The organism is Vibrio hepatarius (genome assembly GCF_043642085.1).
Lineage (GTDB): Bacteria > Pseudomonadota > Gammaproteobacteria > Enterobacterales > Vibrionaceae > Vibrio > Vibrio hepatarius_C.
In genome coordinates, this window is the sequence record NZ_JBHZSA010000016.1 from 32,512 (window position 1) to 51,083 (window position 18,572).

Sequence of the window (18,572 nt, forward strand, 5' to 3'; positions counted from 1 at the left end):
GGAAGGAATAAGTGATGACAGATAACAAACAAACTCCATTAGTGATCAAATTAGGCGGTGCTGCACTGTCGTGTACTGAGACGTTAAGCCAGGTATTTGGTGCGATTGCCAACTACCAACAACAAGCTCAGCGACGAATTGTGATCGTCCATGGAGGAGGTTATCTAGTGGACGATCTTATGGCGAAGCTACAACTGGAAACCGTTAAGAAAAATGGTTTACGAGTGACCCCTTACGAGCAGATTCCTGTGATTGCAGGTGCATTGGCTGGTACTGCAAATAAGATGCTGCAAGGTCAAGCGATTAAAGATGGCCTTAACGCCGTTGGTCTAAGCCTTGCCGATGGTGGCCTATGTCATATCGAAGAGCTTGATCCAGAGCTAGGTGCGGTGGGTAAAGCGACCCCGGGTGATTCATCGGTACTTCAAGCGGTACTTCAGGCGGGCGCACTGCCAATCATTAGTTCGATTGGTTTGACTGAGCAAGGCCAGATGATGAACGTCAACGCTGACCAAGCTGCAGTTGCAGTAGCGGGCAGTTTGGATGCGGAGTTAGTGCTGCTTTCTGATGTGAGTGGTGTATTAGATGGCAAAGGTCATTTGATTAAAAGCCTCGATGAGAAACAAGCACAAAACTTGATTGATGGCCACGTTATCACTGACGGCATGATCGTTAAGGTACTAGCGGCACTTGAAGCGGCCAATGACCTTGGTCGACCAATTGAAGTCGCAACATGGCGTTACCCAGATAAGCTTGCAGACCTGTTTGCTGGTCAAAGCATTGGTACCCAGTTTCTACCTCAGTAAAGATGGAATAAACAATTTCGTTTCAATGCACCAGCGTTGAACTAAATAAGAATTAACAGGAAGTAACCCGTAGCACTGACCGCCAAGCGCAGCGCCGGGAATTTGGAGAAGTAAAATGAGCAAAGTTCAAGTAAATAAAGTAGTTGTCGCATACTCTGGCGGTCTGGATACATCAGTGATCATTCCATGGCTGAAAGAAAACTATGACTGTGAAGTGGTTGCGTTTGTCGCCGATGTTGGCCAAGGCGAAGAAGAGCTAGCAGGCATCGAGGAAAAAGCGAAAGCGTCAGGTGCATCTGAGTGCTACATCGCTGATCTAAAAGAAGAGATGGTTGCCGATTACATCTACCCAACGCTAAAAACAGGTGCTTACTACGAAGGTAAATACCTACTAGGTACCTCAATGGCGCGTCCAATCATTGCCAAGGCTCAAGTTGAAGTAGCACGTAAAGTCGGCGCAGACGCTTTATGTCACGGCTGTACAGGTAAAGGTAACGACCAAGTACGTTTTGAAGGCGCATTCGCAGCACTAGCACCGGACCTACATGTCATCGCACCATGGCGTGAGTGGGATCTAGTGAGCCGCGAAGAGTGTCTAGATTACCTAGCAGAGCGTAACATCCCATGTAGCGCATCTTTAACTAAGATTTACTCTCGTGATGCGAATGCGTGGCATATCTCAACAGAAGGTGGCGTACTAGAAGATACTTGGAATGCGCCAAACGATGATTGCTGGGCATGGACAGTTGACCCTGAGCAAGCGCCAAATGAAGCGGAATATGTAACGCTAAAAGTTGAAAAAGGCGCAGTAGTTGCAGTAGATGGCGAGACAATGACGCCATACAACGCACTGGTATACCTAAACGACAAAGGTGTGAAACACGGTGTCGGTCGTATCGATATCGTTGAAAACCGTCTAGTCGGTATGAAGTCTCGTGGCTGTTACGAAACTCCAGGAGGTACCATCATGATGGAAGCACTACGTGCAGTAGAGCAGCTGGTTCTGGATAAAACTGCATTTGAGTTCCGTGAAGAGTTAGGCGTGAAAGCATCGCACCTAGTTTACGATGGTCGTTGGTTCACTCCGCTATGTAAATCTATCCTAGCGGCGTCAGAAGAGCTGGCTCAAGACGTTAACGGTGAAGTGGTTGTTAAGCTGTACAAAGGCCATGCAACAGTTACTCAGAAACGTTCTGACAACAGCTTGTACTGTGAAGAGTTTGCAACCTTTGGTGAGGACGAAGTGTATGACCAAAGTCATGCAGAAGGCTTTATCCGCCTTTACTCACTATCAAGCCGTATTCGTGCTCTAAACAGCCTGAAAAAATAATCACAGCTAGACTGAGATAGTAAAAGCTCGTTTGTGAAAGCAAACGGGCTTTTTTGATTCTCATTGGATAGGAACTTGAAAATTAATCGTGAATAAATATGTTAAAAAAGTGAATTGATACTTTCTTTTTGTTTTGATTTGCCGTAACTTTGAACCATCATAAAATACTGAATACGATTCAGAGTCAATCTAAGCAATAACAGCAATTCACTCTTTACAGTGAGCATAGGTAATCAGGAGATACGCAATGGCATTATGGGGCGGAAGATTTACCCAAGCGGCAGATACGAGATTCAAAGATTTTAACGACTCATTGCGTTTCGATTACCGACTAGCTGAACAAGATATCGTAGGTTCGATTGCTTGGTCAAAAGCCTTGCTTTCTGTCGATGTATTGAACGAAGAAGAGCAACAAAAGCTCGAGCTAGCACTGAATGAACTTAAACTTGAAGTGATGGAAGACCCGCATCAGATTTTACGTTCTGATGCTGAAGATATTCACTCTTGGGTTGAGCAGCAACTGATTAGCAAAGTTGGCGACTTAGGTAAGAAGCTTCATACCGGCCGTTCACGTAACGATCAGGTGGCGACAGACCTTAAACTTTGGTGTCGTCAGCAAGGTCAGCAGCTATTAATGGCTCTCGATCGTCTGCAGGCTCAAATGGTCTCTGTTGCGAAAGTTCATCAAGAGACGGTACTGCCGGGCTACACGCACTTACAACGCGCCCAGCCAGTCACTTTTGCTCACTGGTGTTTGGCTTACGTTGAAATGTTTGAGCGTGATTATTCTCGTCTGCATGATGCAATCCATCGTTTAGATACTTGTCCGTTAGGTTCTGGCGCATTGGCAGGTACTGCGTATCCGATTGACCGTGAACAAGTGGCGCACAACTTAGGTTTTCGTCGTGCTACGCGCAACTCTTTAGACTCTGTATCGGATCGTGACCATGTGATGGAGCTAATGTCTGTTGCTTCGATCTCGATGCTGCACCTATCGCGTCTTGCGGAAGATATGATCTTCTACAACTCAGGTGAATCTAACTTTATCGAGTTGGCAGATACCGTGACATCAGGTTCTTCGCTAATGCCACAGAAGAAAAACCCAGATGCGTTAGAGCTTATCCGTGGTAAGACCGGCCGTGTTTATGGTTCATTGGCTGGGATGATGATGACAGTCAAGGCGCTGCCTCTTGCGTACAATAAAGATATGCAGGAAGACAAAGAAGGTCTGTTCGATGCGCTAGATACGTGGAACGACTGTATGGAAATGGCCGCGCTTTGTTTTGATGGCATCAAGGTCAATGGTGAGCGTACTCTAGAAGCGGCTAAGCAAGGTTATGCTAACGCCACTGAGCTAGCCGATTACCTAGTAGCGAAAGGCATTCCATTCCGTGAAGCGCACCATATAGTGGGTGTAGCGGTTGTTGGTGCTATTGCGAAAGGTTGTGCATTAGAAGAGCTATCGATTGCTGAATTGAAAGAGTTCTCAGAAGTGATTGAGTCCGATGTGTACGACATCTTGACCATTGAATCGTGTCTTGAGAAGCGTAGTGCCTTGGGCGGCGTGTCACCTAAGCAAGTCGCGCATGCGGTTGAACAAGCGGAAGGGCGTTTAATTAAGCGTGATACCTCGGCGGTCAACGTACGTCCTGCGCGTCTAACTGATATTGAGTCGCTCGAAGGCATGGTCACTTACTGGGCGAATATGGGGGAGAACCTTCCGCGCTCGCGTAGTGAACTAGTGCGTGATATTGGCTCGTTTGCTGTTGCTGAGCATCACGGTGAAGTGACTGGCTGTGCATCGCTGTACGTTTATGACTCTGGTCTAGCTGAAATTCGTTCGTTAGGTATTGAAGCGGGCTGGCAGGGCCAAGGGCAAGGCAGTGCGATAGTGCAATACTTGGTCGACAAGGCGCGTCAAATGGCGATTAAGAAAGTGTTTGTCCTGACACGTACGCCAGAGTTCTTTATGAAGCAATCCTTCTTGCCAACATCGAAGTCATTACTGCCTGAGAAAGTGCTAAAAGATTGTGACCAATGTCCGCGTCAACATGCTTGTGATGAGGTCGCATTGGAAGTGAATTTGGTTGAGCAATCAATTGCTCGAGTGAACGTAGCGTAACCAATTGAATTTCAAAGGTGCTAAAAAAGATCAAAAAAGATCGAGCAACTATTGGAACTAATTAGAAAAGGCAGAGTCTATTAAAGTACCACTGCTTTTTCTTAGAAGAATCTAAGAAGGCCCCAAACCATAATTGGTTTTGGGGCTTTTTTCTTTTTTGCTCTTCATAATCGATGCCATAGCTTCGTTGTCAAAAAACTCACTGGAATGCCAGCCCAGCATCGAATAGACGGGCTATGCTCATAGGATTCGTTTTTTATCCTCCTTGCTCTGACACCGATTATTTTGAGCAAGTCCGTTTTAACTATTGTTTTTTTTGCGTTTTCGCCATGGCAAGATGACAAAGCGTACCCATAAGTGCAGAGCCAGCAAACCATTAAACGCAAACCCCGAGATGATCAAAGTTATAGATTCAATACTCTTCGGATCGTCTTTGAACAGAAACCACCACACTATCCAGCACAACACCGATAGCACGGTGAGCTGATCCATACAGCGCTTACAGCGGCCAATTTTTTTCCAAAACCAGCCATTATTTTTACAGTGAGGGCATGTCATAGTGGTACGAATTCGGTAACATAACTTGCTATAGAATATCGCAATCTAATTTGAAAGTGAGAAAAATGATCGAACGCCAACATACCAAACAGCGCATGAGCCGTATTGTTAAGCACAATGGTACGATTTACCTATGTGGACAAGTTTGTGCTGATGCTACCAAAGACATCACTGAACAAACTCAAACTATGCTTGATAAGGTGGAACAACTACTGCTTGAAGCAGGCAGTGATAAAGAGCATATGCTATCTGCAACTATCTACTTGAAAGATATGAAAGACTTCCAAGAGATGAATGCAGTATGGGATGCATGGGTACCTGAAGGTCATGCGCCTGCACGCGCTTGTGTCACTGGCGATATGGCTCGTGAAGCGCTGCTGGTGGAAATATCAGTGATTGCGGCAGAAAAGTAACCGCTGTTCATTTGCAAAAAAACGAGCCGTTTGGCTCGTTTTTTATTTTGTGTCGCTTAGCTGTCAGAAGGCGTTAGCCTAGAAACTGCTAACCTAAGTAAAGCTCTAGCTCTTCGCTACCACCAATGTGCTTACCACCAATGAAGACTTGCGGAACCGTTGTACGGCCAGTAATTGCACGTAGGCTGACTGTTGTTGCATCTTTACCTAGAATGATCTCTTCATACTGAAGGTTGTGGTCAATTAGGTTCTGCTTTGCTTTAACACAGAATGGGCAACCTGGTTTTGAAAATACCGTGATTGATTCTTGAGTTCTGTAGTCTGGCGCAACGTGTTTTAGCATCGTGTCTGCGTCTGACACTTTGAACGGGTCGCCTGGCTCGTTTGGCTCGATGAACATCTTCTCAACCACACCGTTTTTCACCAGCATGCTGTAGCGCCATGAACGCTTACCAAAACCAAGGTCATTCTTTTCTACTAGCATGCCCATACCATCGGTAAACTCGCCGTTACCATCAGGTATGAAGGTGATGTTTTCTGCTTCTTGGTCGTTTTTCCAAGCGTTCATAACGAAGGTATCGTTGACTGATACACATAGGATTTCATCTACACCGTGCTCTTTGAACACTGGGAATAGCTCGTTGTAACGAGGTAGGTGGCTAGATGAACAGGTTGGCGTAAACGCACCAGGAAGACTGAATACAATAACGGTTTTATCTTTAAATAGATCGTCACTCGTGACGTTTAGCCATGCGTCGCCTTGACGGATAGGGAACGTAACTTGAGGGACATTTTGACCTTCTTTAGATGCAAACATAATGATTTCCTTTTTGATTTTATATAATTATTTTTTTGAGACTTAGCAGTGTTGTCACTGTGCTCTGTTTCGATGAAGTTATTATTAAAGAAATCCTTTGATAGCTCTAATCGTTTGATGCTATGGTTTTGATAGATTATTTCTATCTACAAAGTGTGGGGAGAACACCAATAATGAATATCCGAGATTTTGAATACTTGGTTTCGCTAGCTGAGCATAAACATTTTCGAAAAGCGGCCGAAGCGTGTTTTGTCAGCCAGCCAACCTTGAGTGGGCAAATTCGTAAACTAGAAGATGAGCTAGGGACAGCATTATTGGAGCGAAGTAGTCGCCGAGTACTCTTTACCGATGCTGGCTTACAGCTGGTTGATCAGGCCAAGCGTATCTTGACCGAAGTGAAAACCTTTAAAGATATGGCTAGCGGTCAAGCCGGGGAGATGGTTGGCCCGATGCATATCGGTTTTATTCCAACTGTTGGACCATATCTGTTGCCGAAGATCGTCCCTATGCTCAAAGAGGCTTTTCCTGATTTAGAACTCTATCTACATGAAGCACAAACTCATCAGCTGGTGCGTCAGTTAGAAGACGGCAAGTTAGATTGTTTAGTATTGGCATCGGTGCCTGAAACGGCTCCATTCAAAGAAATTGAAGTCTATAACGAACCAATGAGTGTTGCAGTGCCTTGTGACCATGAGTGGGCAGGGCTTGATGAAGTCGACATGCTCGATCTGAATGGTAAAACCGTGTTGGCGCTGGGAGATGGTCACTGTTTAAGAGATCAAGCGTTGGGCTTCTGTTTTGCTGCTGGTGCGAAAGATGATGAACGTTTTAAAGCAACCAGCCTAGAGACACTGCGTAACATGGTTGCAGCAGGCGCAGGTATTACTTTATTGCCGGAGCTATCTCTACCAAAAGAGAAGCAAAAAGATGGCGTCTGCTATGTGCGCGCAATTAACCCAGTCCCATCGCGCAGTATCGTTCTCGCTTATCGTCCAGGGTCTCCACTACGTGCTCGATTTGAGCAGCTTGCACAAGCGATTACTCAGCAGCTTCAAGTTTAAGTCCCACTACTGAAAAGAAAAAAGGGTTGATACTTCAGTATCAACCCTTTTTCATTTATAGCTCTAACAAATTAGAACAGGTCTTCACCATCTTCAGAGGTGTAGATGCTGTCGGTCAACTCACGGGTGACATACTCTGTTGGCTCGGTGCCTTCACGGAAGTATTCAAACATTGAGCTCGAATCAAACTTGTTGGTTAACAGGCCTGAATCACGATCGATACGCACACGAACAATGTTGTCAGGAATCACTTTCTCGTGCTGAGGAGCCCCTGCCAGTGCATCACGCATAAAATCAACCCATGCCGGTTGAGCGGTTTTCGCCCCTGCTTCTGCACCAGAGATTTGATTATTAGCCAAGTTGCTGTTTGGTTTGGTTCTACCTAGATTACGGTTATGGTCATCGAAACCAACCCAAGCAATTGCCACCATGCCTGGACCATAGCCGTTGTACCAAGCATCTTTCGAGTCATTGGTCGTACCGGTTTTACCACCAATATCACGGCGTTCAAGTTTTTGTGCTCGCCAGCCTGTACCGTTCCAACCTGTACCGTCACGCCAGTTACCACCACCCCATACGTTGCTGTACATCATTTCACGGACTAAGAAAGCCGTCTGTTCAGAAATGACTTGTGGTGCGTAGTGTGGTGCATTGTCATCAGTCGTTACATCGACATCTTGTTCTGAGAACTCGTTGCTTGCTGCTTCAGTGCTAGCTTGTTGTTGAGTACAATTTTCATGACAGATAATGCTCGGGTTGGCTTGATACTCAAGCTCACCAAATGGTGTTTCTACTTTGCTAATGTAGAACGGTTCAACATAGTAACCGCCATTAGCGAAAACCGAGTAGCCTTGGGCCATTTTGATCGGCGTTAAGCTGCCAGCACCCAGTGCAATTGTTTCTGAACGTGGTACTTGGTCAATATTGAAACCAAAGCGAGTTAGGTATTCACGCGTTTCATCCAGACCCACTTCACGTAATACACGAACTGCCATTACGTTTTTCGACTGAGCTAGACCGATGCGTAGGCGTGTAGGGCCAGTATAAGTCGGTGGTGAGTTCTTAGGACGCCACGCTGTACCTTGGCTCTTATCCCATTGGTTAATCGGAGCATCGTTGACCAGAGTCGCAAGGGTTAGGCCCTGATCGATCGCCGCTGAGTAGATAAACGGTTTGATACTTGAACCAACCTGACGCACTGACTGAGTCGCACGGTTGAACTTATTATGGATAAAGTTAAAGCCACCAACCAGTGATAGTACAGCGCCGTTCTCCGGGTTCATCGCGACAAACGCAGTGTTGGCATTAGGTACTTGGCTTAAGTGCCAAGCAACCGTGCTCTCTTCACCATCAGCTTTAGTTTCTACTGGGCGAACCCAAATTTGTTCGCCGACGGCTAATACATCTGAGGCTTTATTTGGCACTGGGCCTTGGCGATCATCAGTGCGGAATTTACGCGCCCATTTGATGCCGTCCCACTCAAGTGTTTGTACGCCTTGGTTTTTAACCCAAACCGTTGCTTGCTTTCCTTCTACCTTGGTGACGACCGCTGGAACTAATGGTCGGTAGCTTGGGACATTATCAAGAGTCTTATCGATTTTTTGCTCGTCAAAAGCGGTTTCGCCTTTCTTCCACAACACTGTTTCAGCGCCGCGGTAGCCATGACGCTCGTCATAAGCAAGCAGGTTATTGATCGCTGAGTCGTTGGCTGCTGCCTGCAGTTTAGAGTCGACCGTGGTATAGATCTTCATACCAGATGTGTAAGCCGCTTCTTCACCATAACGACTTACCATCCAAGCGCGTGCAAGTTCTGCCACGTAAGGGGCGCTGAGTTCAATTTCCGCACCGTGGTAGCGTGAAACGATCTCTTCTGCACGAGCTTGGTCATACTCTTCTTGAGTGATGTATTTCTCATCCAACATACGCAGCAGCACCACGTTACGACGGTTGGTAGCGCGATCAACAGAATAAATAGGGTTCATGGTTGACGGTGCTTTTGGCATGCCTGCCAGCGTCGCGATTTCGCTTAGCGAGAGATCTTTGAGGTCTTTACCAAAATAAGTCTGAGCAGCAGCGCCAAAGCCGTACGAACGGTAACCTAAGAAGATTTTATTGACGTACAACTCCATGATTTCTTTTTTACTTAGAAGCTGTTCAATATGGAGCGCAATGAAAATCTCTTTGATTTTACGTATGTATGTCTTCTCATTGGAAAGGAAGAAGTTACGTGCTAGCTGCTGAGTAATGGTACTTGCGCCCTGCTTTGCTGAACCTGATAGGGCAACAACAACAGCAGCACGAGTAATACCAATTGGGTCGATACCTGGGTGATCATAAAAGCGGCTATCTTCGGTCGCGATCAGTGCTTCCACTAGGTGACGAGGAATATCATCATAAGCAACAGGAATACGGCGCTTCTCACCAAATTGAGAAATCAGCTTGCCGTCTTGACTGTACACCTGCATGGGTGTTTGTAGCTCGACATCTTTTAACGTTGCTACGTCTGGTAGCTCTGGTTTGACATAAAGGTAGAAGCCGAAAATGGTACCGACCCCAAGAATTATGCAAATCAATGTGAATATAAACAGTCGCTTTATGAACTTCACCGGATATTCCCTGATTAATAGGATTCACGATATGCAAACCCTTGTACTTTAAGCTAAAAATTTTAGCTTACTTTTCTATGTGTTTATCTAACCATCAATTTAAACATATGAGCGAAGCAAAAAGTACGGAGCCAAGCTGCATGGGTAAATCATTAGTTACAGGCATTGATATTGGCCACCACAGTATTAAAGCGGTTGTTCTCAAGCCCTACAAAGGCACATTTGTGCTGGTAGATTATCAAGAACTGCCAATCGAGTCGGGCATTTTCTCTGATAACCACATGTTAAATTATCAGAAAATTGTAAAGAAACTCAAAGAACTAAGGAAGTCTTTGCCGCGATTTAGCCACAAAGTTGCTTTATCTGTCCCTGATAGCGTTGTAATAAGTAAACAATTACAAATAGATAGAGACCTAGAGGGACAAGAAAGAGAGTTCGCAATCTTTGAGGCATTTTCTCACCAATCTCCTTTCCCAACCGAGGCGTTGAGCCTTGATTTTGTGTCGATAGAGGCTTCATCAGCCACGCATAGTACTTGTCGCTATCAAGTTTATGCGACCCGAAAAGAGTTAATCGAGAGTCGAATCGAAGCGGTGACCAAAGCGGGTTATACGCCGGTGTTGATCGATGTTCAAGCCCACTGCTTAGCTCAACTGTGGCAGCAAGCGGCGCAGAAGTACCAGCAGCAACAGTGGATAATACTGGATGTAGGGCTTAGCCAATCTTCACTGTGTATCGACTTTAATGATAAAGCGCCACTGTACAAAGAGCTGCCGATAGGCACTCAGATGATAGACGAGTTAACCAGCAGTGAAGGCTTGCATCATCAAAGTATCGAGCAGTTTATTTACACACTGATTGATAAGCTCAAACGGCAAATGCAGCTAATGACTTCCATGCATGACACCGCAATTAAAGGCGTGTGGTTGTGTGGCGGCGGTGCAATGATCCCTCTGTTGGCTGAAGAGATTGCTCGTCGTCTTGCTATACCCTGTGAGCTGTTGAACCCACTGACTTTATTGGCAAACAGTACCCAACAGTCACAAGGGGCGATGTTACGAGGTTACGCGTATGCTACAGCGACTGGCTTAGCCATGAGAGGCATTGATTGGCTGGAGAGCAAGCATGCGGCATAACATTAATTTGTTGCCGTGGCGTGAGCAGTTAAGGAGGCGTCATAAGCAACGATTTTTCGGACTAATTATTGCTGTACTCAGCATCACGGTGTTGAGCCAGTGGTTTGCTGGTCACTACTTATTTAGTCAAGCGCAGTTGCAGCAATCTCGCTTAACCTATCTCAATGATTATATTTCTCAGCTCGATAGGCGCATCAGTCAACTCAAGGGACTAGAGCAGGACCACAAGGCGCTGCTGACTCGACTACAAGTAGTTGAGCAGTTACAACAGCTCAGAAATAAAACCACCGATTTTATGAATGCACTGCCGAGTTTTATCCCTCAAGGCGTCTACGTTGATAAAATCAACATGAACGGTCAACAGATTCAAATATCTGGGATCAGTGAGACCACCTCTCGTTTAGCCACTATGCTCGACAAGTTAGAAACATCGCAATTGCTGAGTAATATTGAAATGCATTCTATCGTCCATGGTCAGACGCGTTTTGGTAAAAAGTTTCAAACTTTCAATGTCTCATTCGCTTTTCGTTCACCATCACAAACGGTGGGAGTACAGCAATGAGGGGCTACGCCGATTTAGATATTGAAGAGATCGCTGAGTGGCCACTGCTGGCTCAAGTCGGTGCGATGATAGTGTTAGTCATACTGCTGCAAGGTGCTGGTTACTGGTTCTACTTAATGCCTCAAACTGAACATATTGAGCAGCTTAAGGCTCAAGAGCAAACCTTGAAATCGACCGCGTTGATAAAAGCCAATCAAGCGGCAGCAATACCCAAGTTGCAAGCTCAGTTAGCAGAGCTGTCACAGCGATATGACTACTTATCGCAGCAGTTACCCGCTCAAAAGGAGTTGGCAAGCATGTTGGCTTCGGTCAATGAAGTTGGCCTTAAGAACTCTCTGACGTTTACTCGTATCGATTGGGGACAAAAACAAAACCAGCCATTTCTCTACCGATTGCCACTCAACATCGAACTAACCGGGAGTTATCACGACATTGGTGACTTTAGTCAGGCGATAGCCCAGCTTCCGCGTATTATTCATTTTGACGATGTTAATTGGCAGCGAGTGAGCCAAGAGAGCAGCACGCTGCATTTTCGCGTGCAAGCCTACACTTATCAGCTCACGCCAGAGGTGAGAGATGAACCTTAAATCCTTAGCCATAGTCGTGCTTGCACTAAGCTTGAGCGCTTGCAAGGCCAACCAAAAGCCACTTGATGATTATATCGCTGATATCGAACGTCAGGCGGATAGGGATGTAGGTGCCCTGACGCCAAGCGTCACATTGAATGTTCGCAGTTACCAAGCACATCAGATGCGCGAGCCCTTTGTTTTACCACAAGAGGCAATCGTATCGACTCAATCTCAGCACAACAAAGATTGCTGGCAGCCTGCTAAGACCGAAAAGGCGGGGGAGTTAGAACGTTATCCGTTAGCCAAGCTGCGCCTTAAGGGAGTGATGAGTCGCAATGACAAAGTGTCAGCACTGGTGCAAATCCCTAGCGGCAAGCTGATAAAAGTCAACGCGGGCCAATTTATCGGCGTGAACAATGGCAAGGTCACTAAGGTCACCGCAGAGTACTTAGAGATAGATGCCCCCCTTCCGGATGGCCTAGGGTGCTGGAATCAGCGCAGCGTTAAGTTAGCGCTCAAGTAGATATCAAAGGTTAGAAACGAACATGATAAAGGGATTTATTCGTCGCTATTCTCACTATATGAACGTGATGTTGTTGCTGTGCTGCAGCAGTTTTTCTGTCGCAAGTATGGCAAAGCAAGAGATGCAGAACGTATTGCAAGGGATTGATTTTCGAGTTGGCAGTGAGCAGCAAGCGACGATCATTATTCACCTGCAACATCAGCAAGTTGTGGTGGATGTACGCAAAACGTCACAGGGCTTGCAGATAGAGCTGCTCAATACTCAGGTTCCAGATGAGCAGCTTTACCTTGTCGATGTAAAAGATTTTTCGACCAATGTGGGCGCCATTGAAGTGTTTCGCAACCAAACTAGTGCGCGCTTGGTGGCGACGATTGATGGTCAATACAGTTATGACTACAAAATCGATGGTAATGACTTACACGTTGAGGTTAAAGCGCGCATTGAGTCATCACCATCAAAACAAACTGGTGAGCTAGAGCGGGAAGGCAAAAAGATATCAATTAATTTCCAAGACATTCCGGTGCGACATGTCCTTCAGCTTATTGCTGACTATAACGACTTCAACCTTGTGGTCTCTGACTCTGTCAGCGGCAACCTAACCTTGCGTCTAGATGGGGTGCCTTGGCAGCAGGTACTCGATATTATTCTGCAGGTGAAAGGGTTGGATAAGCGCACGACTGGCAACGTGGTGTTGATCGCGCCTAAAGCAGAGCTAGATGCACGTCAACGAGAGAGGCTAGAAAAGGCTCGCCTAGAGGAAGAGTTAGGTGAACTGCGTTCTGAGATCGTCAAAGTAAAGTTCGCCAAGGCATCGGACATTGCTGACATGATAGGTGGAGAAGGGGCGATAAGTATGCTCTCTTCGCGCGGGGCATTAAGTGTCGATGAACGAACCAATGCGTTACTTATCCGCGATTTACAACCCAACATTGATGTTATTCGAGCGATCATTGATGAACTGGATATTCCGGTTAAACAGGTGCAGATAGAGGCGCGAATCGTCACCGTTAATGAGGGCAACTTAGATGAGCTCGGTGTGCGTTGGGGCTATCACAACAGCAATGGCAGTACTACGCTTGGCGCTAGCATCGAAGACAACGTGTTTGGAACGGTACCGATTGATGACATGTTGAACGTGAACTTGGCTGCTACCTCTGCCAACGCATCGAGCATTGCCTTTCAAGTCGCCAAATTGGGCTCGGACATGTTGCTCGACTTAGAACTCTCAGCACTGCAACGTGAGTCCAAAGCGGAAGTAATTTCGAGCCCGCGCCTCATTACCACCAATAAAAAGCCTGCCTATATTGAACAAGGCACCGAAATTCCGTACTTAGAATCCTCTTCTAGTGGCGCAACCAGTGTGGCGTTTAAAAAGGCGGTATTAAGTCTCAAAGTAATTCCACAAATCACCCCAGACAATCGTTTAGTACTCGATCTCAGTGTTACTCAAGATAGGCCCGGCGATATCGTCAAAACAGGTACTGGAGAAGCGGTGGCGATTAATACTCAACGGATTGGCACCCAAGTGTTGGTAGAAAACGGTGAGACGGTGGTTTTAGGCGGGATCTTCCAGCACAGTGTGACCGATGCAGTCGAGAAAGTGCCTATGCTCGGTGACCTTCCGTTACTTGGGGCTCTTTTTCGGCGAACCTATCAACAAATGGGTAAAAGCGAGCTGTTGATTTTCGTTACCCCCAAAGTTGTAATTGAGTAAGAATTACCTTACTTGAAAAAATAAATTTGCATTAAGGGCACCTTATCTAGATAATTTCGGGTCTTATCACGAATTATCTGTGAGGAATAGGTGCCACAAGCATTTCTACTGCTAGTTATAAACTGGCTTCTCTTGTGGCGATGTCATTGAATTAACGTTGTAAATTACTGCTAAACATGGCTGAGAAACGCAATATTTTCCTTGTAGGCCCAATGGGTGCCGGCAAGAGCACAATCGGTAGACACCTAGCTCAACAACTTCATATGGAGTTTGTTGATTCTGATACCGTTATTGAAGAACGCACTGGCGCAGATATCGCTTGGGTATTTGATGTTGAAGGCGAAGACGGTTTCCGCAAACGCGAAGAATCTGTAATTAATGATCTAACTGATGAGCAAGGTATCGTACTTGCAACAGGCGGTGGTTCAATTAAGAGCAAAGAAAACCGTAACCGTCTTTCTGCGCGCGGTATTGTTGTTTATCTTGAGACAACAATTGAAAAGCAACTTGCTCGCACTAACCGCGACAAGAAGCGACCATTATTACGAACTGATGATCCACGTGAAGTGTTAGAGTCTCTAGCTGGAGAACGTAACCCACTTTACGAAGAAATTGCGGATTACACGGTACGTACAGACGATCAAAGTGCAAAAGTGGTAGCCAACCAGATCGTAAAAATGCTAGAAGAACGTTAAGACTTTTTTAGCAATTGGAGAATACCCATGGAACGGATTACGGTCAGCTTAGGCGAACGTAGCTATCCAATCTCAATTGGTGCCGGATTATTTAATGATCCGGCCCACCTTTCTTTCTTATCGAGCAAGCAAAAAGTAGTAGTGATTTCTAACGTCACTGTTGCCCCTCTTTATGCCGATAAAATCTTCTCTCTATTAAAGCAATTAGGCTGTGACGCATCGTTACTGGAACTGCCTGATGGCGAGCAATACAAATCATTAGAGACATTCAACTCAGTCATGAGCTACCTACTCGAAGGTAATTTTGCCCGTGATGTGGTTGTGATTGCCCTTGGTGGCGGTGTTATTGGTGATTTAGTTGGTTTCTCCGCTGCGTGTTATCAGCGTGGTGTCGATTTCATTCAGATTCCGACTACATTGTTGTCTCAAGTCGACTCATCTGTTGGTGGTAAAACCGCGGTCAACCACCCACTGGGTAAGAATATGATCGGCGCATTTTACCAACCAAAAGCTGTGGTGATTGATACCGATTGCCTCAAGACGCTCCCAGAACGTGAATTTGCTGCGGGGATTGCGGAAGTGATCAAATACGGCATTATTTACGATCAGGCGTTTTTTGTTTGGTTAGAAGAGAACCTTGATAAGCTTTATGCTCTCGATGAGCAAGCACTGACTTATGCCATCGCTCGTTGCTGCGAAATCAAAGCTGAAGTTGTCGCAAAAGATGAAAAAGAGTCAGGTATTCGCGCTTTACTGAACCTAGGTCATACATTTGGTCATGCGATCGAAGCAGAGTTGGGTTATGGTAAGTGGCTACATGGCGAAGCGGTTTCTTCTGGCACAGTAATGGCCGCAAAAACAGCGCAGCTTCAAGGGCTTATCAGTGAAGAGCAAGTTGAGCGAATTCTCTCTATACTGAAGAGAGCAAAACTGCCGGTACATACACCTGAGCAAATGTCTTTTGCTGACTTTATGAAGCATATGATGCGTGATAAAAAGGTGTTAGCTGGTGAGCTTCGCTTAGTCTTACCTACCAGCATAGGTACAGCTGACGTAGTGAAAGGTGTGCCAGAGTCGATTATCGAACAAGCCATCGACTTCGCTCGCACCGTTTAAGTCTTCTTGTTTGTAGTATCAATCCACGCTTAGCTGTGGTTGATACTGCTTAATTGATCATTAGGATTTTGTGAAATGAGCTTAGCGCGTGATCCACGTGTGTTGGAGTTAGACTCGCAGGTTGAACTGCTAGAACGATTGCAACTACTGACCAATTTTGGTTCCAACCTCGTCACCATTGGTGGTGACAAAGGGGCGGGAAAAACGTGGTTAGCGCAGTATTACCTTGAAGCTTGGGCGCAAGACAAGAACCAATCTTTGTTGATGTGCTACCCCAATCAAGATGATCAGCAGCGCCGCTCTACCATTCTGACTCAACTTCTTTCAGAGCCTTTATTCGACCCTGCGGACTCCATAGCGGAGTCTTTTTCGCGTTTAATGGAAGGTGAAAATTGCGATGTGGTGATCGCGGTTGATGATGCTCATCTGCTCAGTGAGTCTTTTATTTCAGAACTGTGGATGCTGGTTCTGGAAGCGCAGATTCATCCGGGCTGGACGATCAATGTGTTACTGTTTGCTCAACCAAGCAGTTTAGATGCCCTGTTAACTCGTCTGAGCTATGGTCAAGAGCACAAACCAATTGATCTGGAAATTGAAGCACTTAGCCAACAAGAAGCGGACCGCTTTTTTGAACATTTGGTGATTCGTTTTGTCGAAGACGATATGGAAAAACGGGTTCGCAACGCATATCGAACTGTGGCGCGCCGCCCTGGCGAAATCATGGCATTAGGGGAACAAAAAGTGGAAAAAAGGATTATTATCCGCTCGATAGTAGGCTCGCCTACCAATATCGCTATGTTAGTGGTGATCCTACTGATGATCATCGGTGGTGGATATTGGTGGATGATGTCTCAACCATCACCTGATGATAAAGCTCAGCAAATTACAGAGACGATGGAACAAACCGTGATTCCAACGTTGCCTGAAGTTTCTTCAGCGGACTCGACCTCGCAAGTGGTTGAACCTGAGGCGAGCATTGACCCGAGTTTAGTTGGTGCTGAAGATGACTCCAGCGCCTTACCGCCAGATGTTACCGAGCAGGTGTCGAGTGTTGGCAATGCTGATGACGATCACCAACGTGTGGTGATTACTTCTGATGTGGTGGATGCCTTGTTGGAGAATAAACCAGAAACGGTCGATACCAGTGAAATTAAAGCTGTTGTTGAGCAGTCAACAGTTACCGAACCAGTAGCTGAACCTGAAGCAACTAGCGAGCCAGCAACTCAAGAGCAGTCAGCGGAAACCGTTATTAAATTCTCATTTACTAAAGATGAGCTTAAGAGCTTTTCTCCGCGCAGTTACACCTTACAGCTTGCAGCGGTGCAGTCGCTGGAAGAGGTGCAGAAGTTCATTGACCAATATCAGCTGAGCAACCAAGTTTTTATTTATCCAACCATCCGTAATGATGTCGATTGGTATATCGTAACTTACAGCAATTACCCAACTATTCAGGTCGCTCGTGATGCTGTGCAAGGGCTTTCTAGCGAGCTGCAAAATCTCGACCCTTGGGCTAAATCTCTTAACCAAGTTCAACGTGAAATTGAGCGTGGTAACTAAGATGGCTTGATTCTGCCTTTGAGCCAGAAAATAGTCTGAGATTAATTACAAAATATGTTACATTCCGCAGCCTTAATTTGTGGTTGATAAATAGAGCAGTAGATGAAGAAGCAGCGTGCCTTCCTGAAATGGGCAGGTGGAAAATACGGACTTGTCGAAGATATCCAGCGTCACTTGCCAGAAGCACGTAAGCTGGTGGAGCCGTTCGTAGGTGCTGGTTCTGTTTTTCTCAATACTGACTATGAGCAGTACTTACTGGCAGATATCAACCCAGATCTGATTAACCTCTACAACCTGCTTAAAGAGAATCCTCAAGAGTATATTTCTGAGTCGAAACGTTGGTTCTGCCCAGAGAACAACCGCAAAGAAGCGTATTTGGATGTGCGCGCTCAGTTTAACGCTACCGATGACGTGATGTACCGTTCTCTTGCTTTTCTATATATGAACCGTTTTGGTTTTAATGGCCTATGTCGTTACAACAAAAAAGGCGGCTTTAATGTACCATTTGGCTCTTACAAAAAACCTTACTTCCCAGAAGCGGAACTAGAGTTTTTTGCTGAGAAAGCCAATAAGGCGACCTTTGTCTGTGAAGGTTACCACGAGACGTTTAAGCGAGCGCGTAAGGGCAGTGTGGTTTACTGTGACCCACCGTATGCGCCACTTTCTACCACGGCGAACTTTACCTCTTATGCGGGTAATGGTTTTAGTTTAGATGACCAGGCGGCGTTGGCTGACGTGGCTGAGAAAGCAGCGACAGAGCGTGGTATTCCAGTGTTGATCTCAAACCACGACACGACTTTGACTCGTCGTCTGTATCACGGCGCTGAGCTTAATGTGGTGAAGGTAAAACGAACCATCAGTCGCAATGGCGCTGGTCGCAACAAAGTTGATGAACTTCTTGCGCTGTTTAAGCCTGTTGAAAGCAAATAATCACATTTCATCACACTTCCCTATCTTCTGATCTCTAGCTTAGGTAGAATTGCGCGC

General features: G+C 45.9%; 17 protein-coding genes. 14 read left to right on the plus strand and 3 right to left on the minus strand.

Features of this window, described 5'->3' with window-relative positions; all coding sequences use genetic code 11:
• The first annotated feature begins 14 nt into the window (after positions 1-14).
• From argB to argH, 3 genes are all read left to right on the plus strand, one after another.
• Positions 15-806 (plus strand): acetylglutamate kinase, encoded by a 792-nt coding sequence (gene argB / locus ACHUFZ_RS19535; protein ID WP_394128448.1) that lies wholly within the window; start codon positions 15-17, stop codon positions 804-806.
• Positions 807-921: 115 nt separating this feature from the next.
• On the plus strand, positions 922-2,136 hold the full coding sequence (locus tag ACHUFZ_RS19540; RefSeq protein ID WP_004415953.1) for an argininosuccinate synthase: 1,215 nt from the start codon (positions 922-924) through the stop codon (positions 2,134-2,136).
• A gap of 247 nt (positions 2,137-2,383) precedes the next feature.
• The gene (gene argH, locus ACHUFZ_RS19545; protein WP_394128449.1) at positions 2,384-4,258 is read left to right on the plus strand and encodes an argininosuccinate lyase; all 1,875 of its coding nucleotides are present in this window, start codon (positions 2,384-2,386) and stop codon (positions 4,256-4,258) included.
• A gap of 300 nt (positions 4,259-4,558) precedes the next feature.
• On the opposite strand, the gene ACHUFZ_RS19550 is transcribed toward argH, so the two are convergent.
• On the minus strand, positions 4,559-4,816 hold the full coding sequence (locus tag ACHUFZ_RS19550; RefSeq protein WP_394128450.1) for a DUF3624 domain-containing protein: 258 nt from the start codon (positions 4,814-4,816) through the stop codon (positions 4,559-4,561).
• A gap of 65 nt (positions 4,817-4,881) precedes the next feature.
• On the opposite strand from ACHUFZ_RS19550, the gene ACHUFZ_RS19555 reads away from it, so the two are divergent.
• Positions 4,882-5,229, plus strand: coding sequence for a RidA family protein (locus ACHUFZ_RS19555; protein WP_394128451.1), 348 nt, complete (start codon positions 4,882-4,884; stop codon positions 5,227-5,229).
• Positions 5,230-5,317: 88 nt separating this feature from the next.
• Here ACHUFZ_RS19555 and ACHUFZ_RS19560 read toward each other — a convergent pair whose 3' ends face one another.
• Complete coding sequence (locus ACHUFZ_RS19560; protein WP_394128452.1) at positions 5,318-6,046, minus strand: glutathione peroxidase; 729 nt, start codon at positions 6,044-6,046, stop codon at positions 5,318-5,320.
• Between the two features lie 173 nt (positions 6,047-6,219).
• Between ACHUFZ_RS19560 and oxyR the strand changes: the two genes are divergently transcribed.
• Positions 6,220-7,107, plus strand: a complete 888-nt coding sequence (oxyR, locus tag ACHUFZ_RS19565) for a DNA-binding transcriptional regulator OxyR (RefSeq protein ID WP_394128453.1) — start codon at positions 6,220-6,222, stop codon at positions 7,105-7,107.
• Between the two features lie 71 nt (positions 7,108-7,178).
• Here oxyR and ACHUFZ_RS19570 read toward each other — a convergent pair whose 3' ends face one another.
• Entirely contained in the window at positions 7,179-9,713 is a 2,535-nt protein-coding gene (locus ACHUFZ_RS19570) for a penicillin-binding protein 1A (protein ID WP_394128454.1), read from the minus strand.
• Between the two features lie 140 nt (positions 9,714-9,853).
• On the opposite strand from ACHUFZ_RS19570, the gene pilM reads away from it, so the two are divergent.
• From pilM to ACHUFZ_RS19615, 9 genes are all read left to right on the plus strand, one after another.
• On the plus strand, positions 9,854-10,849 hold the full coding sequence (gene pilM / locus ACHUFZ_RS19575) for a type IV pilus assembly protein PilM (RefSeq protein ID WP_394128455.1): 996 nt from the start codon (positions 9,854-9,856) through the stop codon (positions 10,847-10,849).
• Positions 10,839-11,411: a PilN domain-containing protein gene (locus tag ACHUFZ_RS19580; RefSeq protein ID WP_394128456.1), complete on the plus strand. Its 573-nt coding sequence runs from the start codon at positions 10,839-10,841 to the stop codon at positions 11,409-11,411. Before pilM ends, ACHUFZ_RS19580 begins: the two co-directional genes overlap by 11 nt.
• Positions 11,408-11,998, plus strand: coding sequence for a type IV pilus inner membrane component PilO (locus ACHUFZ_RS19585; protein ID WP_394128457.1), 591 nt, complete (start codon positions 11,408-11,410; stop codon positions 11,996-11,998). Before ACHUFZ_RS19580 ends, ACHUFZ_RS19585 begins: the two co-directional genes overlap by 4 nt.
• Complete coding sequence (locus ACHUFZ_RS19590; RefSeq protein ID WP_394128458.1) at positions 11,988-12,503, plus strand: pilus assembly protein PilP; 516 nt, start codon at positions 11,988-11,990, stop codon at positions 12,501-12,503. Before ACHUFZ_RS19585 ends, ACHUFZ_RS19590 begins: the two co-directional genes overlap by 11 nt.
• Before the next feature lie 22 nt (positions 12,504-12,525).
• The gene (locus ACHUFZ_RS19595) at positions 12,526-14,217 is read left to right on the plus strand and encodes a type IV pilus secretin PilQ (protein WP_394128459.1); all 1,692 of its coding nucleotides are present in this window, start codon (positions 12,526-12,528) and stop codon (positions 14,215-14,217) included.
• Between the two features lie 176 nt (positions 14,218-14,393).
• Positions 14,394-14,912, plus strand: coding sequence for a shikimate kinase AroK (gene aroK / locus ACHUFZ_RS19600; RefSeq protein ID WP_134836542.1), 519 nt, complete (start codon positions 14,394-14,396; stop codon positions 14,910-14,912).
• A gap of 27 nt (positions 14,913-14,939) precedes the next feature.
• Positions 14,940-16,028: a 3-dehydroquinate synthase gene (gene aroB / locus ACHUFZ_RS19605; RefSeq protein WP_394128460.1), complete on the plus strand. Its 1,089-nt coding sequence runs from the start codon at positions 14,940-14,942 to the stop codon at positions 16,026-16,028.
• A 75-nt stretch (positions 16,029-16,103) separates the two neighbouring features.
• Complete coding sequence (locus ACHUFZ_RS19610) at positions 16,104-17,585, plus strand: SPOR domain-containing protein (RefSeq protein ID WP_394128461.1); 1,482 nt, start codon at positions 16,104-16,106, stop codon at positions 17,583-17,585.
• Between the two features lie 102 nt (positions 17,586-17,687).
• Complete coding sequence (locus ACHUFZ_RS19615; RefSeq protein WP_394128462.1) at positions 17,688-18,515, plus strand: Dam family site-specific DNA-(adenine-N6)-methyltransferase; 828 nt, start codon at positions 17,688-17,690, stop codon at positions 18,513-18,515.
• Positions 18,516-18,572 lie beyond the last annotated feature (57 nt).

What these genes read in the sequence shown, in the direction of transcription:
- ACHUFZ_RS19595 (WP_394128459.1), top strand. Translation starts at nt 12,526, where the DNA reads ATGATAAAGGGATTTATTCGTCGCTATTCTCACTATATGAACGTGATG.
- argH (WP_394128449.1), top strand. Translation starts at nt 2,384, where the DNA reads ATGGCATTATGGGGCGGAAGATTTACCCAAGCGGCAGATACGAGATTC.
- oxyR (WP_394128453.1), top strand. Translation starts at nt 6,220, where the DNA reads ATGAATATCCGAGATTTTGAATACTTGGTTTCGCTAGCTGAGCATAAA.
- ACHUFZ_RS19580 (WP_394128456.1), top strand. Translation starts at nt 10,839, where the DNA reads ATGCGGCATAACATTAATTTGTTGCCGTGGCGTGAGCAGTTAAGGAGG.
- ACHUFZ_RS19550 (WP_394128450.1), bottom strand. Translation starts at nt 4,816, where the DNA reads ATGACATGCCCTCACTGTAAAAATAATGGCTGGTTTTGGAAAAAAATT.
- aroB (WP_394128460.1), top strand. Translation starts at nt 14,940, where the DNA reads ATGGAACGGATTACGGTCAGCTTAGGCGAACGTAGCTATCCAATCTCA.
- argB (WP_394128448.1), top strand. Translation starts at nt 15, where the DNA reads ATGACAGATAACAAACAAACTCCATTAGTGATCAAATTAGGCGGTGCT.
- ACHUFZ_RS19555 (WP_394128451.1), top strand. Translation starts at nt 4,882, where the DNA reads ATGATCGAACGCCAACATACCAAACAGCGCATGAGCCGTATTGTTAAG.
- aroK (WP_134836542.1), top strand. Translation starts at nt 14,394, where the DNA reads ATGGCTGAGAAACGCAATATTTTCCTTGTAGGCCCAATGGGTGCCGGC.
- ACHUFZ_RS19585 (WP_394128457.1), top strand. Translation starts at nt 11,408, where the DNA reads ATGAGGGGCTACGCCGATTTAGATATTGAAGAGATCGCTGAGTGGCCA.
- ACHUFZ_RS19540 (WP_004415953.1), top strand. Translation starts at nt 922, where the DNA reads ATGAGCAAAGTTCAAGTAAATAAAGTAGTTGTCGCATACTCTGGCGGT.
- ACHUFZ_RS19610 (WP_394128461.1), top strand. Translation starts at nt 16,104, where the DNA reads ATGAGCTTAGCGCGTGATCCACGTGTGTTGGAGTTAGACTCGCAGGTT.
- ACHUFZ_RS19615 (WP_394128462.1), top strand. Translation starts at nt 17,688, where the DNA reads ATGAAGAAGCAGCGTGCCTTCCTGAAATGGGCAGGTGGAAAATACGGA.
- ACHUFZ_RS19560 (WP_394128452.1), bottom strand. Translation starts at nt 6,046, where the DNA reads ATGTTTGCATCTAAAGAAGGTCAAAATGTCCCTCAAGTTACGTTCCCT.
- pilM (WP_394128455.1), top strand. Translation starts at nt 9,854, where the DNA reads ATGGGTAAATCATTAGTTACAGGCATTGATATTGGCCACCACAGTATT.
- ACHUFZ_RS19590 (WP_394128458.1), top strand. Translation starts at nt 11,988, where the DNA reads ATGAACCTTAAATCCTTAGCCATAGTCGTGCTTGCACTAAGCTTGAGC.